Origin of the sequence: Brevibacterium sp. 1718 (assembly GCF_051131255.1) — a bacterium.
GTDB classification, from domain to species: Bacteria; Actinomycetota; Actinomycetes; order Actinomycetales; family Brevibacteriaceae; genus Brevibacterium; species Brevibacterium sediminis.
Genome location: NZ_CP186550.1, coordinates 2525431 through 2540951, shown reverse-complemented (window position 1 = coordinate 2540951; position 15521 = coordinate 2525431). Strand labels below are relative to the sequence as shown.

At 63.4% G+C, this 15521-nt stretch carries 12 protein-coding genes and 1 rRNA gene; 10 read left to right on the top strand and 3 right to left on the bottom strand.

From position 1 onward, the window contains the following. The first annotated feature begins 172 nt into the window (after positions 1–172). Both rrf and ACOZ9V_RS11375 read left to right on the top strand, forming a co-directional pair. Positions 173–291: ribosomal RNA gene (gene rrf / locus ACOZ9V_RS11380) — 5S ribosomal RNA — on the top strand. A gap of 189 nt (positions 292–480) precedes the next feature. Continuing rightward, complete coding sequence (locus tag ACOZ9V_RS11375; protein ID WP_434590058.1) at positions 481–876, top strand: hypothetical protein; 396 nt, start codon at positions 481–483, stop codon at positions 874–876. A gap of 206 nt (positions 877–1082) precedes the next feature. Here the strand turns inward: ACOZ9V_RS11375 and ACOZ9V_RS11370 are convergent, their stop codons facing one another. Beyond that, positions 1083–1955 (bottom strand): hypothetical protein, encoded by an 873-nt coding sequence (locus ACOZ9V_RS11370; protein ID WP_434590055.1) that lies wholly within the window; start codon positions 1953–1955, stop codon positions 1083–1085. 385 nt (positions 1956–2340) lie between these two features. Here ACOZ9V_RS11370 and ACOZ9V_RS11365 point away from each other — a divergent pair, with 385 nt between their 5' ends. Next, positions 2341–4134: a BCCT family transporter gene (locus tag ACOZ9V_RS11365; protein ID WP_434590052.1), complete on the top strand. Its 1794-nt coding sequence runs from the start codon at positions 2341–2343 to the stop codon at positions 4132–4134. A gap of 107 nt (positions 4135–4241) precedes the next feature. Further along, on the top strand, positions 4242–5093 hold the full coding sequence (locus tag ACOZ9V_RS11360) for a toll/interleukin-1 receptor domain-containing protein (protein ID WP_434590049.1): 852 nt from the start codon (positions 4242–4244) through the stop codon (positions 5091–5093). Between the two features lie 218 nt (positions 5094–5311). Here ACOZ9V_RS11360 and ACOZ9V_RS11355 read toward each other — a convergent pair whose 3' ends face one another. Both ACOZ9V_RS11355 and ACOZ9V_RS11350 read right to left on the bottom strand, forming a co-directional pair. Continuing rightward, positions 5312–6874, bottom strand: coding sequence for a GMC family oxidoreductase (locus ACOZ9V_RS11355; protein WP_434590046.1), 1563 nt, complete (start codon positions 6872–6874; stop codon positions 5312–5314). Positions 6875–6922: 48 nt separating this feature from the next. Further along, the gene (locus tag ACOZ9V_RS11350; protein ID WP_434590043.1) at positions 6923–8401 is read right to left on the bottom strand and encodes an aldehyde dehydrogenase family protein; all 1479 of its coding nucleotides are present in this window, start codon (positions 8399–8401) and stop codon (positions 6923–6925) included. Between the two features lie 639 nt (positions 8402–9040). Here ACOZ9V_RS11350 and ACOZ9V_RS11345 point away from each other — a divergent pair. Genes ACOZ9V_RS11345 through recN form a run of 6 tightly spaced genes read left to right on the top strand, consistent with a single transcriptional unit; the run spans position 9041 to position 15519 of the window. Continuing rightward, positions 9041–10873 carry a hypothetical protein gene (locus ACOZ9V_RS11345; RefSeq protein ID WP_434590040.1) on the top strand — a complete coding sequence of 611 codons (1833 nt, stop codon included), beginning with the start codon at positions 9041–9043 and terminating at the stop codon, positions 10871–10873. Then, positions 10870–11847 carry an HAD-IIA family hydrolase gene (locus ACOZ9V_RS11340; RefSeq protein ID WP_434590037.1) on the top strand — a complete coding sequence of 326 codons (978 nt, stop codon included), beginning with the start codon at positions 10870–10872 and terminating at the stop codon, positions 11845–11847. Before ACOZ9V_RS11345 ends, ACOZ9V_RS11340 begins: the two co-directional genes overlap by 4 nt. Then, the gene (locus ACOZ9V_RS11335) at positions 11844–12074 is read left to right on the top strand and encodes a hypothetical protein (protein ID WP_139469718.1); all 231 of its coding nucleotides are present in this window, start codon (positions 11844–11846) and stop codon (positions 12072–12074) included. The genes ACOZ9V_RS11340 and ACOZ9V_RS11335 overlap by 4 nt, the downstream gene beginning before the upstream one ends. Then, entirely contained in the window at positions 12071–12877 is an 807-nt protein-coding gene (locus ACOZ9V_RS11330) for a TlyA family RNA methyltransferase (RefSeq protein ID WP_434590034.1), read from the top strand. Before ACOZ9V_RS11335 ends, ACOZ9V_RS11330 begins: the two co-directional genes overlap by 4 nt. Continuing rightward, positions 12874–13815 (top strand): NAD kinase, encoded by a 942-nt coding sequence (locus tag ACOZ9V_RS11325; RefSeq protein ID WP_211167984.1) that lies wholly within the window; start codon positions 12874–12876, stop codon positions 13813–13815. Before ACOZ9V_RS11330 ends, ACOZ9V_RS11325 begins: the two co-directional genes overlap by 4 nt. Further along, on the top strand, positions 13816–15519 hold the full coding sequence (recN, locus tag ACOZ9V_RS11320) for a DNA repair protein RecN (protein WP_139908287.1): 1704 nt from the start codon (positions 13816–13818) through the stop codon (positions 15517–15519). It abuts the gene before it with no gap. Positions 15520–15521: the final 2 nt, after the last annotated feature.

The following is a 15521-nucleotide window of genomic DNA, read 5'->3' as shown; positions in this document are numbered from 1 at the left end:
GGGGTTGGTGTGTGCGAAGAATGTTTCTATGAGTAGTCTTTTCTGGTTGTGATGAGAGAATGCGCCCCGTTTTGTGGGGTGTGCATGACATAGTTTTTGGTGTTCGCGTTCGCTGTGCGGTTCTTGGACCACTACCACCCAAACGTTTTGGGTGTGTGTGGTTTGTTGGTTTTGCGGTGGTGATAGTGGTGGGGAAACGCCCGGTTAACCGTTCCGATCCCGGTAGCTAAGCCCATTCGCGCTGATGGTACTGCAACTTGGTGGTTGTGGGAGAGTAAGTGACTGCCGCAATATTTTTTAAGGTGATGGTCTCGTCCGACTGTGTTGGGCGGGGCCATTACTGTATTCACGCATGGGTGTGTTGTTTGTGTTCGTGTGTGGGTGTGCTGCCGGTGCTTATTACTACCTGATGGGGGTGCTGCTACCTGGCGCGGGGTTGCTGCGCCCCCGTCAGGTAGTAATTAGGGGAGGAGGGAAGGGATGGAGATGAAGACAATTGACGTTCTTAAGGCCGAACTTGCTCGCGACGGTGAGGTCGCAATCGGGTTCAACCGGGCGAAGCAGTTTCTGCGCAATCCTGTTGGCTTCCTTGGACTACGGTGGACCGGGCCGCCCGCACCACAAGTGACCGTCACTGACTTCGGTCTCTGGGCTGCTGTTGACGGTTTCCCTGAAGGTGGCGTGCCGTGGGCGCGCATCCTCGAAGTCCACATCACCAAGGTCAACGTCAGCTCGTATATCGACGTGAGCATCAGAACTCCAGATACTCCCGACCGCCGGCGGACGCTGCGGATGCCCCATATGCTCGAAGTCGACCCGGAGACTCTCGCCAAATGGATCGTCATGGAACTGATGGTTCGCGGCAATCCGATCTGACGTTCGGCCCAGCGACCAAATGACGGCCATCAAGCCGGTGGCCCACCGAATAGATCCGTCCGGATAGTTGGAGGCGCGAACTCCCTCCGAAGTCCAAATGCTTGTCGATAGATGTGTTGCGTGTCACGATGAAGCTGTCCGCTGCGCCGGATGCAAGTGAATAGCGACATCCGAATAGACAGCAAGGGAGAGACCGCATGAACGCATCAACCATCATCTGGATCGTCGTCGCCATCGTCGTGGTCCTGATCATCGTCGGGATCATCATCGCAGTCAGCCGCAAGGCGGCAGCGAAGAAGCGCGAACACCAGCGGCAAGAGGCCGCGCAGATTCGGCAGGAGGCTGCCGAGTCCGAACATGATGTTCGTGCGCGAGAGGCCGAAGTCGAGAAACAGAGAGCAGAGGCAAAGCGCGCAAAGGCTGAGGCTGACGCTCGTGCTGCCGAGGCTGATCGTCAGGCGGCAGAGGCCGAGCAGCTGGATTCCGAGGCAGCGAAACGCGAAGAGGCCGTTAAAGCTGAACGCGTCGAGCACGATCGCAAGCTGCAGCGTGCTGACGAACTGGATCCGGACACGCCGGAAAACGCGGGGGACACCCGTCGTGCAGACGGCACCGGTGCTGCGGGGGCGGCCGCGGCTGGGGCCCATGGAGCTTCTGCAGTCGACCGAAATGAGTACCGTGGCGACGATGCTGCACAGCAGAACACACCGCGGCACGACGAGCAGGTTCAGGCGAATCCCCCTCGGCATGACGAGCATGCACAGCAGAATGACGCCCGTCAGCAACCGCCAGCTGACCAGACCGATCCGCAACGCGATCAGTACACGCAACAGAGCGGACATCGCCCTGACGATCCGGTCCAGCGTAACGACGTCCGCCACGACCAGCCCGTTCAGCAGAATGTGCCTCGGCAGGACCCGCCCGCTCAGCGGAATGGCGGCTATCCCGAACAGCCTGTTCGGCAGGATGCGCCCCGGCCGGACCAGTCTGGCCCGCAGGAGTTCGTGCGCCGAGATCCCTACGCACAGCAGGACGTGCGTGCTGACCAGCAACCGCCAGAGAGCGGAACCCGTCCTCATGCTGAGGAACCGTTGGCCGAGGACTACGACCCTCGTGCTGACCGGCGCGGCCCGCGAGATCCATACGTTCAGAACGACGGACGGGTGGATCCTCTCGACGACGGTGGAGACCCTGACGCGCCGAAACACTGACACGTCTCACCCAGGAGGTGTGAGAGCTGCCTGAGGCAGAGGAGACGGTGCCCGAACCCAACAAGGTTCGGGCACCGTCTCGTTGTAATCGGACTTCCGGGTACCGCAGATGAACGGGACGAACATAGGGGAGGGCCGCCTCGGCCAGGGGTTGGCCAGGAGCGCAGTGAGACGGGTTCGTGACAAGCGATTCTGTTGAAATTAATTGATGCTTCTGTAGTGTGGACGCCAACATCCCTACGGAAGGTACGCCATGCTCGATAAATTGCACGACGCACTTCGACTCCGAACCAACCCGGCCATCTTCTTCTCCTCCGCGGCCGTGATCATCATCTTCGTCCTCGGGACGATCTTCTTCACCGACCAGCTCGACGCCGGCGTCTCTGTCGCCTCGGATTGGCTGCTGACCAACCTCGGATGGTTCTACATCCTCGGCGTCACAGTCTTCGTCGCATTCCTCATCTACATCGCTGCCTCCCGGTATGGGCGAGCGAAGCTCGGTCCCGATGACGAACCGCCGGAGCACTCCAACGGTGCATGGTTTGCCATGCTCTTCGCCGCCGGCATCGGTTCGATCCTCATGTTCTGGGGTGTCGCTGAACCCGTCAGCCACTTCGGCGACCCGCCGCGCGGATCCCTCGGTATCGAAGCGGGAACGCCCGCCGCCGCGGTCGACGCCATGAACTTCACGTACTACCACTTCACCCTGCACACCTGGGCGATCTTCACCCTGCCCGCGCTGTGCTTCGCCTACTTCATCCACAAGCGGAACCTGCCGCCGCGGGTGAGCTCGATCTTCCAGCCCATCCTCGGTGAGAAGATCCACGGTCCTATCGGCAAGACCATCGACGTCGTCGCCATCATCGGCACCGTCTTCGGAATCGCAGTCTCGATCGGTCTGGGCACGCTGCAGATCAACGGCGGACTCGCTCAGGTCATCGGCGTTCCGGAGAACGCCCTGTGGCAGCTGATCATCATCGGCGTCGTCTGCGGGCTGGCCACGATCTCGGTCTCTCTCGGCCTCGACAAAGGCATCAAGGTCCTGTCGAACCTCAATATCGTCATGGCCGTACTACTGCTCATCTTCATCGTCGTCTTCGGCCCGACGCTGTTCATGGCCAAGGGCGTCTTCGAATCCTTCGGCACCTACATCCACCAGCTGCCCGAACTCGCACTGTGGAACGACACGTTCGCCAACACCGGCTGGCAGAATACGTGGACCGTCTTCTACTGGGCCTGGACGATCACCTGGTCACCCTTCGTCGGCATCTTCATCGCTCGCATCTCCCGCGGACGTACCATCCGCCAGTTCGTCATCGGCGTGCTCGCTATTCCCTCGGCCTTCTCGATCCTGTGGTTCGGCATCTTCGGCTACGCCTCCTTCGACATCGAGTTCAACCAGGGCGGGGGACTGGTCGACCGAGTCGTCGATCAGGGAGACATTCCGGGAGCGCTGTTCGCATTCCTCGACCACTACCCGCTGGCCGGACCCGTGTCGGTGATCGCAATCGTGCTCGTGGTGATCTTCTTCGTCACCTCGGTGGATTCCGCAGCGCTCGTCGTCGACACGATGAACAACGGCCACGAGGACTTCAACCCGCTGCCGCAGCGCATCTTCTGGGCCCTAGCCGTCGCCGTCGTCACCGCGGCACTGCTGGTGTTCTCAGGCTCCGGTGGACTCGAGGCACTGCAGTCGACGATCATCCTCGTCGGTCTGCCGTTCTTCATCATCGCCTACTTCCAGATCTACGCCCTCATGCGAGCGCTGCGCGAGGACGCAGGCATTCTGCCGCGGGTGCGCATGCGCCGCTGGAAGAAGGTGCTGCCGCCCGAAGAGGTCGAACGCCGCCAAGGCGGGGACGAACAGTTCGGTCACGAATACGACGATGAGGAGGAGGTCGTCACCGAACCGCAGGCCGTCGAACCGGCGCCGAAGTTCCGTGACCCCTATATCGAAATCCCTCATGAGAAGAAGGGGCGACGTGAGGGGACACTGGCCAGCCGCACCGGCAGCCGACGAACGGCTGGAAAAGACACGAACGAGTAGCTTGGACTGCGTTCACGGAGTTTGAGCCAGTCACTGGTTGAAGCCACGGCATCGAATCAGCCTACAGAATGCAACACTAAGACTAAATGAATGCGGTTGGAGGGAATATGAATCATTATATTCAAATTTGGGAGTTTGACTATGGAGATCGCGAGAACGTGCTAAGCGCCCTTAACAGAGTAAATATCTTCGACAAAGACGTTCTGACTGGTATGACTATTTATTGGTCAGATATTCCCTATGATTTGAGATTATTTTCTGAACTGGCATTCTTGGCTGGGTCGTCAAGCGCTAAAGAGAAGGCGCTTGAAGCGCAGGAAATCCTGGCTAACGCTGGCGGAAAGGTGCGCACCGATATCACTCCTGAGAGTCTAGTCGAAGCGCTGTCTAAGAGGAGGTTGAATTCAATCGGCACATTGGAGGGAATGGAAATAGTTATTCCATTTGAGTATAAGTCGAAACTTGAACTGGAGAAGTTGGGCTTTGATTTCAGTTCATGGGTAGCAAAATCACGCGTATTTCTCAGCCATCAGTCCGACAGGAAACCCGAAGTAACCGAGCTGCAGCAACTGCTGGCGGATCGGAATGTTCCTACTTGGTTTGATATTCACGATATTGAGTACGGGCAAAACCTGGCTACTGCCATCGAGGGCGGCGTTCGAAGTTCTGATGCGGTGATTTTCTGGGTCTCCGACGGATTTCTTCGGTCAAACTGGTGCAGGTCGGAGTTCGAATCGTTTTTGAGTCGCTATATGGGGCGTAGGGACGTTACAATTTTCGCTGCGATTGAAGAAGACTGCCTTGATGTTGTGCCGGATTCCTTGAAGCAGTTGAAATTTCTCAAACTGGATAGCCCAGGCGATCCTTTGATGGTCGCGAACGAGTTCGCCGTGCCCATTAAGCGTGTGTTAGCTGGACAGTCCGAAGTGAGAAGTTCGGAATACTGGCCGCTTGGGTAAATTTTGAACAGACGATTCTGGTAGAAGTTCGATAACTTTTGCCAGATCGTGATTTCGTCGTGGATGACCTACACAGTTGGCACGAGCGGAAGCGAAGGGGGCGCTGCGATCGCAGCGCCCCCTTGGTCGTTTCGGTTCTGGGCCGGAAGGTCCCACTCAGGTCATCGAATCAGCGCAGGGCCGCCTCGGTGACCTGAGCATCTGGCGGCCCGGTCAGATCACTGACCGTTCTTGATCATCTCCGCGCACTTCTCACCCATCATCATCACGGTGATGTTGGGGTTGACCGTGGTGATCTCCGGCATCGCCGAGGCATCGACGACGCGCAGACGGTTGACTCCCTTGACCCGCAGCTGCGGATCCAGCGGTGACATCTCATCATCGGCAGCACCCATGCGCACCGTGCCGACCGGGTGGTAGACGGTGTTGTGCGTGCGGGTGATGTAGTCGGCGATCTGCTCGTCGGTCTGGACGTCCTTGCCGGGGAACAGCTCCTCGCCGGCCCATTCGGACATGGCATCCTGGGAGACGATCTCGCGGGCCTTCTTGATGCCGGCGACCATGACGCGCATGTCATGGCCTTCCGGATCGGTGAAGTAGCGGGGATCGACCTTCGGCTTGTCACGGAAGTCCTTCGAGCGCAGGCGCACAGTGCCGCGCGACTTCGCATGAGTGACATTCGGGGTGAGGCAGAAGGAGTTCTCCGAGGTCTTGTAGCCCTGACGCAGGGTGTGCATATCGAAGGGCACCGAGCCGTAGTGCATCATCAGGTCCGGACGGTCGAGCCCGTCCTCGGTGGGGGAGAAGATGCCGATCTCCCACCACTGGGTGGAATCCTCGACCATCGGCTTTTTGGCCTCCCAGGAGATGACGCCCTCCGGGTGATCGCCCAGGTGCTCGCCGACTCCCGGCGAATCCACGCGAGCCTCGATGCCGACCTCGGCGAGGTGGGCCTTCGGGCCGATGCCCGAGAGCATGAGCAGCTGCGGGGTGTTGATCGCGCCGGAGGAGACGATGACTTCCTTCTTCGCCTCGATCCGGTTGGTCTTGCCGAAGGCGTTGTTGACCACGAGCACGGCCGTGCAGTTGTCGTCCTCGTCGAACTCGAGCTCCTTGGCCTGAGTGTCGGTGAGGATCGTGAGGTTCTCACGGTCGAGGATCGGGTGGAGGTAGGACACCGAGGAGGACGACCGGGTGCCGTCGTCCTTGCGGTTGACCTGGAAGAAGTTCGCACCGTTGATGACGGTCTGACCCTCGTTGAACTGCACGCGAGGGATGCCGGCCTGCTCGCAGGCATCGAGGAGTGCGACGCCACAGGGATCGACCGGGGGCACGTTTATCAGACGGACCGGGCCGTCGTGGCCGTGGTGGTCGCCGGGCAGTTCATTGTTCTCGAGCTTCTTGTACAGGCCAAAGGTGTCCTTCGAGCCCCATCCGGCTGCGCCGTGCTTCTCTTCCCACTCATCGAGATCCTCGCGCGGAGCCCAGAAGGCGATGCACGAGTTGTGGGACGAGCAGCCGCCGAGCACCTTGGCGCGAGCGTGGCGCATGTGCGAGTTGCCGTTCTCCTGCTCTTCGATCGGGTAGTCCCAGTCGTAGCCGGATTCGAGGAGCTCCATCCAGCGGTTGAGCTCAAGGACGACGTCCTTGTCCGTGTCGGTGGGGCCGGCTTCGAGGAGTCCGACGGTGACTTCGGGGTCCTCGCTCAGTCGGGCCGCGACCGCTGCGCCGGCGGAACCGCCGCCCACGACGACGTAATCAAAGCTATGAGTAGTCTTCACTGTTCATCTCTCCTTGTACTGCGGTATTCGTCTACAGGCTGCGGCGGATCACTTGGTGTGATCGGGGAACCAGCCGGTGACTGCCGGCTCGAGGTTCTGGTAGATGTGCTTGGCTTCCTGGTATTCGGCTAGACCAGTGGGGCCGAGCTCGCGTCCGAAGCCGGACTGCTTGTAACCGCCCCATTCGGCCTGCGGCAGGTAGGGGTGGAAGTCGTTGATCCAGATGGTGCCGTGGCGCAGACGCTGAGCGACCAGCTGGGTCTTGCCCGCATCCTGGCTCCACACTGCTCCGGCCAGACCGTAGTAGGTGTCATTGGCGATCTCGACGGCCTCATCGACGGTGGAGAAGGTCTCGACGGTGACGACGGGGCCGAAGGCCTCGTCGGAGACGACGGACATTCCGCGCTTGACCTGGTCGAGCACGGTCGGCAGGTAGTAGAACCCGTTCTCCAAGTCACCTTCACCGAACTTGCCGCCGCAGCGCAGACGAGCGCCTTCGGAGATGCCCTTCTCGACGTAGGCATGCACCTTGTCGCGGTGTGCTGCGGAGATGAGGGGACCGGTTTCGGCGTTCTCGTCGAAGGGACCGCCGAGGCGGATCTGCTCGGCACGTTCGACGAGGCGGTTGACGAATTCCTCGGCGATGGATTCCTCGACGATGAGTCGGGCACCGGCCGAGCACACCTGACCGGAGTGGACGAAGGCGCCGTTGAGAGCATTGTCCAGAGCCGCATCGAAGTCGGCATCGGCGAAGATGACGTTCGGGTTCTTGCCGCCGAGCTCAAGGGCGATCTTCTTGATCGAGTCGGCGGCGTTGCGGAACAGCAGTCGACCGGTGACGAGGCCACCGGTGAACGAGACCATGTCGATGCCCTCATGCGTCGACAGCGGGGCACCGGCATCGGCACCCGCACCGAGGATGAGGTTGCCGACCCCGGCCGGCAGACCGAGTTCCTCGAGGACCTGCATGGTGAGGATCGCCGTGTGCGGGGTGAGCTCGGCAGGCTTGAGGATGAAGGTGTTGCCGGCGGCGATGGCCGGGGCGATCTTCCACGCGGCCTGCAGCAGCGGGTAGTTCCACGGGGTGATGAGCGCGCAGACGCCGACGGGCTCGTGCACGATCTTCGACGCAACGGTGTCGGTGCCGGCGTCGACGACGCGGCCGGCATCGTTTGCGGCGAGCTTGCCGAAGTAGTCGAAGCAGTTCGCGATGTCGTCCATGTCGATCTGCGATTCGACGAAGCGCTTGCCGGTGTCGAGGGACTCGGCGCGCGCGAATTCGTCCTTGCGCTCACGCAGAACGGCGGCGAACTTCAGCAGGAGATCGCCGCGTTCGCTGGCGGGAACCGACGACCAGACGCCGGAGTCGAAGGCGCGGCGAGCGGCCTTGATCGCCAGCTCGGTATCTTCGGGGCTGGCTTCGTCCACCTCGGCGACGAAGCTGCCGTCGGCCGGGTTATGGATCTTCCGGGTTCCACCGTTGACGGCTGAAACCCACTGTCCGTCGATGAAGAGTGTGTTTGGCACGATTTCTCCTATTCCTAGCGGGTGAACGGTTGTGCGATCTGAAGGGCCGAACGCGCAGTCGCGGCAGTGGAGCCTGTGGTGTCGGGGAGTTTCCGGATGGCCACGGATCTGCCGTTTGACCTGCGACTCGAACTGCTTCGGCAGCATTCATTCACATGCTTCCGGCAATCACAATAGGCGAAATCAGGGGCCGAACGCGCAATCCGATGATGCTGGTCACACCGGCAAGTGATCTTGGTCATCACATGGCGGGGGACAGCGGCGGCAATGGGGGACAGGCAAGCACTAGCCGCACTGGGGGACGGGCCGGCAACGGGGCCCGAAATTCTGATCGTGGAATCGCGGAGACATCCGTCATCCGCACAATGAGCTTCCACGTCAGGTGTCATTCGTCCCCTGGTGTCGAGGCGGCGCGGACATCCGCTGCCGCCGAACCTCTTCGATTGCCGTCGGCCGTTCCACTGGATTCGCCTTGATTCTAACAGAGCGCTGAGGCGGTGACCTGGGCGTTGACCCACAGAACAACGGGCGCGGCGCTGAGTGGAATCGAGGTGCTGACGTGTCCCCGCCCACACGGCGTCGAAGCGGCGAGTGGACTAGAATAGAGCGGAACACCGAAAAGACTTCATAGGGAGAATCGTGGCCCAAGGGGATTCGCGAGACAGCCAGGACAACCGCCGCGCAGATGGCGGTCACCGCTCAGATCGCGACAACAATCGCAACCGTCGTCCGGACAACCGGGACGGCCGCGGGCCACGCCAGTCCGACCGCCGAGGCGGCTACCAGGGCAATCGTCGCAACGACGATGATCGCCGTGGCGGATTCAATCGAGATCGCCGTGACGGTGATGACCGCCGAGGTGGGTACCAAGGCAACCGTCGCAACGACGACGATCGCCGAGGCGGCTATGGACAGAACCGCAGGAACGACGATGATCGTCGTGGCGGGTTCAGCCGGGATCGCCGCGATGATGATCGCCGTGGCGGATTCAACCGAGATCGCCGTGACGGTGATGACCGCCGAGGTGGGGACCAGGGCAACCGTCGTAACGACGACGATCGCCGAGGCGGCTATGGACAGAACCGCCGAAACGATGATGACCGTCGTGGCGGCTTCAACCGGGATCGTCGTGATGGTGACGACCGCCGGGGCGGCTACCAGGGCAACCGTCGCAACGACGATGACCGTCGCGGTGGGTTCAATCGTGACCGCCGTGATGGAGATGACCGCCGAGGCGGCTACCAGGGCAACCGTCGTAACGATGACGATCGCCGTGGCGGCTTCAACCGGGATCGTCGCGACGGTGATGACCGCCGTGCTGGCTACAGGGGAAACCGACGGGACGACAACCGCGGAGGACGCGGCGGCTACGGTCGCAACGACAACGACCGCCGAGCATCCCGCAAGACCGACACCGGCGACTACGCACGCGAACAGCGTGCCCGCCGTCCGCGCATTCAGGAACCCGAGATTCCCGAAGGCGTCACCGGTCGTGAACTCGACAAAGAGATTTCGTCACAGCTGCGTTCCCTGGACAAAGAGAACGCCGACATGGTCGCCAAGCACCTCGTCGCCGCAGGCGGGCTGCTCGACCTCGATCCGGAACGCGCTCATGAACACGCCAAGGCCGCCATGGCCCGCGCCGGTCGTGTCGCAGTCGTCCGCGAAGCACTCGGCATCGCCGCGTACTACGTGGAGAACTACGACGAAGCCGTCCGCGAACTGCGCACCCACCGCCGCATCTCCGGCTCGAATGACAACATCGCGCTGATCGCCGACGCCGAACGCGGCCGCGGCAAGCCCGAGAAGGCCATCGAGCTGCTGAAGAACTCGGAAGAACTCGATCTCGACAACGACACCCGCACCGAACTCGTCATCGTCGCTGCCGGAGCCAAGTCCGACCTCGACGACATCGCCGGTGCGCGCCGACTCATCGAAGCCGAGGACTTCACCCAGAAGCCCGGCGGCGGACTGGTCCGTCTCATGGCGGCCTACGCCGAGGTGCTGCGCATCGACGGCGAACCCGAACTCGCCGACAAATACGAAGAGCTCTCGCGCCGGACCGCCAAGGCGACCGGCACCCTCTTCGGCGACGAAGAGCCTGACCTCAACGCCGGCGTCGAAATCGAAACCGTCGAAGAAGTCGAGGACGGCCCCGAAGCTGCCGACGCTGAAACCGCTGAGACGGCCGAAGCCGAAGAAGGCTCGGCCAGCGAGCCCGAAGCTAAGACACCGCAGGCGGAATCCGACGCTGTCGACGCTCCCGCGGAGGGAGCAGAAGCTGGGGACCACACCGAGGCTCCGGCCGCAGCACCGAAGTCGAAGACGCATGTCTCGGCGAAGGAACTGAAGTCAGTCAAGGTCACCGACGACGAGATCGAAGCCGAACTCGACGAGATCCTCGCCGACGCAGAAGCCGACGCAGGCTCCGAGCCCGACACAACAGCAGACGAGGCCGACGGAGAGCAGTGACACTGACCGCCGAACAGCACAACTCAGCAGATGGGCGCCTGCCCGAATCATCGGGCACGCCCATCGACTGCGTCCTGTTCGACCTCGACGGAGTCGTCTACCACGGCACACATGCCGTCGATGGCGCCGTCGACGGCATCAATTGGCTCCACTCCCAGTCGATCCCGGTCAACTACGTCACGAACAACGCCACCCGCACGGCCGCAGCCACCGCCGAGAAGATCACCGGAATGGGCGTCAACGCCTCCGAGGGCGAAGTGACCACCTCGGCGCAGGTGCTCGCCGAACGCTTAGCCGAACGATTCGGGCCGGGCGCCCGCGTCCACCTCCTCGGCACGACCGGACTGCGGGTCGCGCTCGAAGAGGCGGGCCTCGAGATCACCGACTCACTCGACGCCGAACCCGTCGCCGTCGCTCAGGGACTCGACCCGGAGATCGACTACACGAAGATCGTGCGCACCTGCGAAATCATCCGCTCGGGCGCCGAATGGTGGGCGAGCAACCCCGACTTCTCCCTCCTCACAGAAACCGGGAAAGTCCCCGGCAACGGTGCCTTCGTCGACCTCATCGCCCGACTCACCGACGCCACCCCCATCATCGTCGGCAAACCTGCACCGCACATGATGGACTTCGCGGCCGGCCGCCTCGGCGCGCATCGGCCCCTCATGGTCGGCGACCGCCTCAACACCGATATCGAAGGCGGCTGTGCCGCCGGCATCGACACCGCCCTCGTCCTCACCGGAATCCATGACATCCACGATGCCCTGCGTGCCGGCCCGGAGCGCCGACCGACGTTCATCCTGCCGAATCTGCGCGGACTCGAAGCCCTCATCACCGGCACCGACCGCGGCGAGTCCGCCCGGATCGAAGCCGAACTCCGTCGAGCCTGGGCTGCCATCGACGCGGGGGAGACCGACGCCGAGGCGGTCCTGTCCGAAGGACGCCTGCCCCGCCGGATCGGGGAGGACTCATGAGCCAGATCCCAACTCCCGGCCCAGGACCCGGCCCGAATCCCGGCACGAACTCGACCCCGACACCCGGCCCTGCTTCTGCCCCGACACCCGCCTCGGTGAGCGGGGACGTGCCGATCGAGACCTGGCGGTCCAGCCTCGCCGAGGCCAAAGAAGCACCGGCGGCTGAGCGGCACGAACTTCTCAACTCCCTGCTGGGCGACCTCGACGCGCAGGTGGGCTCCTTGTGAGCAGACTCGACCGGGCACTTGTCGACCGCGGGCTGCTGAACTCCCGCTCTCGCGCCGCCCGTGAAATCGCCGCCGGTCGCGTCAGCGTCAACGGCCGCACCGCGACCAAGGCCTCCCAAGATGTGAGAGACACCGACGACGTCTCCGTCACCGAACCCGACCCCTGGGTCGCCCGCAGCGCCCACAAACTCCTCGGCGCGCTCGAGGCTTTCGACCTCACCGACCGACTCAATGATCTGACGGCCCTCGATGCGGGCGCCTCCACCGGAGGCTTCACCCAAGTCCTCCTTCATCACGGTGTCGCACACGTCTGGGCCGTCGACGTCGGCCACGACCAACTCGCGACCATCCTCCGCGACGACCCGCGCGTCCACGTCCGCGAAAGACTCAACCTCCGCGAACTGACCGACTCCGACGTGCCGACCGTCGACCTCGTCGTCGCCGACGTCTCCTTCATCTCCCTGCGCCTGCTCATCGGACCGCTGCTGGCCGCCACCGCGGCCGCGGGAGAACTCCTCCTCATGGTCAAACCCCAATTCGAACTGGCACGAGCATCGCTGGACAAACACGGAGTCGTCACCAGCCGGGAGAAACGCCGCCGCGCCATCGACTCCGTCCTCGACGCCGTGAGAGAACACGCCGGACGCGTCACCGACATCGCACCCTCACCGCTGCCGGGCCCCAGCGGGAACCGAGAGTACTTCCTGCGTGTTCGCCCAGGCCGAACACATGACCAGTCCGATAGGCTCGACCAAGCAGACATCCCCGCCCACCTGGACGAAATGATGAGAGGAGAGTCGTGACCAGACACATCATGGTGCTGCTGCACCCCCAACGTGATGAGTCGGCCGTGGCCGCCGTCAGCGTGTTCAAGGCCCTCCTCGACGATGGAGTCACTCCCGTCGTCCTCTCCGACGAGATCGTCGGCATCCGCGCCCGCCAGGCCGAGGCCGTCGACGACGAACCCATCCTCAACCACTGCACGATCATCGACCCCTCCGAACTGGGGGAGTGGAAGAACGCCTGCGAACTCGTCATCGTCCTCGGCGGCGACGGCACGATCCTGCGCGCTGCCGAACGCTTCCACGGCTCCGGCGCCCCGCTCATGGGCATCAACCTGGGCCATGTCGGCTTCCTCGCCGAAAGCGAGAAGGAAGACCTCGCCGAGGCGGTCCACCGCGCCTCCCAGCGTGACTATTCCGTCGAGGAGCGGCTCGCCCTCGACGTGTCCGTGTGGCACGAAGGCGAGAACATCTTCAATGCCTGGGCCCTCAACGAGGCGACCATCGAGAAGACCTCGAAATCCCGGATGATCGACGTCGTCCTCGGCGTCGACGCCCGCCCCGTGTCCTCCTTCGGCTGCGACGGCGTCATCCTCGCCACCCCCACCGGCTCGACCGCGTACTCGTTCTCCGCCGGCGGACCCATCGTCTGGCCCGAGGTCGAAGCACTCATCCTCGTCCCGATCTCCGCCCACGCCCTGTTCTCCAAACCGCTCGTCGTCAACCCGACCTCCCGCCTCGGCGTGGAGATCTCCCAGATGAACCCCGAATTCTCCGCAGTGCTGTGGTGCGACGGCCGCCGCGCCCTCGAGCTGCCGTCCGGGGCCCGCGTGGAAGCCACCCGCTCGAAATCACCGATCCGACTCGCCCGCCTCCACACCGGCCCCTTCACCGACCGACTCGTCGCGAAGTTCCGCCTGCCCGTCTCCGGCTGGCGAGGACCGATCAAGGAGGCCTGAATGATCTCCGAACTGCGCATCTCCCACCTCGGCGTCATCGCCGAGGCCGCCGTCGAACTCGACACCGGCTTCACCGTCGTCACCGGTGAGACCGGTGCGGGAAAGACCATGTTCGTCTCCGCCCTGTCCCTGCTCATGGGCCGCAAGGTCGGCTCCGGAGTCGTGCGCAAAGGCGCAGAGAAAGCCGAAGTCGAAGGCATCTTCACCGATGTGGCCGAACCCGTGCGCGAACGCATCGAAGAGGCCGGCGGCAGCGCCGACGACGAAGCGATCATCTCCCGCACCGTGGCGCTCAAGGGCCGCGCCCGAGCCACCGCCGGCGGTCGCACCGTGCCGATCTCCGTGCTCACCGACATCTCCTCCGACCTCATCACCCTCCACGGCCAGTCCGAACAGCTGCGCCTCAAAGGCGCCGCCCAACAGCGTCACCTCCTCGACGCCGCCGGTGGCACTGCTCTCGCCGAGGTGGCCGATCGTTACCGTGCCGCCTTCGAGAACTGGCGCGAGACCGAAGCCCGCGTCAGCCGCATCAAAGACTCCACCGCCGCCCGCCGCGAACGCATCCTGTGGCTGCGCGGCTGCCTGGAGACCATCGACAAGGTCCGCCCCGAACCCGGCGAAGACGAGACCCTGGCCGCACAGTCCGCGAAACTCGGTGCCGCCGCCGAGATCACCCGCGCCGTCGGTGCCGCCCACGACCTGCTGCTCGGTTCCGAGATCGACGATGCCGGCGCCGCCGTCGACCTCGTCCACCAGGCCATCAGCACGATCACCGATGTCGAAGGCTCCGACAAGGAACTCGTCACCATCCGCGAAGCCCTCGGCGACGCCGTGCTTCGCCTCTCCGACTCCGCCGCGGAACTGTCGTCCTACCTCTCCGGTTTCGACGAACTCGGCGAAACCTCGCTGGAAGAGACCGAAGCACGCCGCGCGGAACTCGGCACCCTGGCCCCCTACGGCCAAGACGTCGCCGAAGTCCTCGACTTCGAATCCCGCTCGGCCGCGGAACTCGCCGAACTCGAAGCCGAGGACCGCGACCTCGACGGACTCGACGCCGAGCTCGACTCAGCCCGCGAGACCATGGAGGCGGCCGCCTCGGCGCTCACCGAGATCCGCAAGGCCACCGCGGACGAATTCTCCGCAGCGGTCAGCGAAGAGCTCACCGCCCTGTCGATGCCGAAGGCAGCGGTCGCCTTCGAGATCTCCGAACGTGAACCCACCACCCACGGGGCCGACGAGGTTCGGCTGACCTTCGCCGCCCACGAATCCTCCATTCCCGACGACATCGCGAAGATCGCCAGCGGCGGTGAGCTCTCCCGTGTCATGCTCGCCATCGAAGTCGTCCGAGCCGCCAGCGAATCCATCCCCACCTACGTCTTCGACGAAGTCGACGCCGGAGTCGGCGGCAAAGCTGCCGTGGAGATCGGACGTCGGCTGGCCAAGCTCGCCCAGGGCGCGCAGGTCATCGTCGTCACCCACCTGCCGCAGGTCGCCGCCTGGGCCGACACCCATGTGACCATCGTCAAGGACGATGACGCCGAGACCGTGCGCTCGGGAGTGCAGGAACTGACCGACGAAGAACGCGTCGTCGAACTCTCCCGCATGTTGGCGGGCATGGACGACTCCGCCTCCGCGAAGGCCCATGCAGCCGAACTGCTCGACAACGCTCGGCAGGTCAAGGAGGCCGGCGTTGGCAGCAGATGAGA

Excerpts from the sequence above, each read along its gene's own strand:
- ACOZ9V_RS11360 (WP_434590049.1), top strand. The coding sequence starts at position 4,242 with ATGAATCATTATATTCAAATTTGGGAGTTTGACTATGGAGATCGCGAG.
- recN (WP_139908287.1), top strand. The coding sequence starts at position 13,816 with ATGATCTCCGAACTGCGCATCTCCCACCTCGGCGTCATCGCCGAGGCC.
- ACOZ9V_RS11335 (WP_139469718.1), top strand. The coding sequence starts at position 11,844 with ATGAGCCAGATCCCAACTCCCGGCCCAGGACCCGGCCCGAATCCCGGC.
- ACOZ9V_RS11375 (WP_434590058.1), top strand. The coding sequence starts at position 481 with ATGGAGATGAAGACAATTGACGTTCTTAAGGCCGAACTTGCTCGCGAC.
- ACOZ9V_RS11365 (WP_434590052.1), top strand. The coding sequence starts at position 2,341 with ATGCTCGATAAATTGCACGACGCACTTCGACTCCGAACCAACCCGGCC.
- ACOZ9V_RS11370 (WP_434590055.1), bottom strand. The coding sequence starts at position 1,955 with ATGAGGACGGGTTCCGCTCTCTGGCGGTTGCTGGTCAGCACGCACGTC.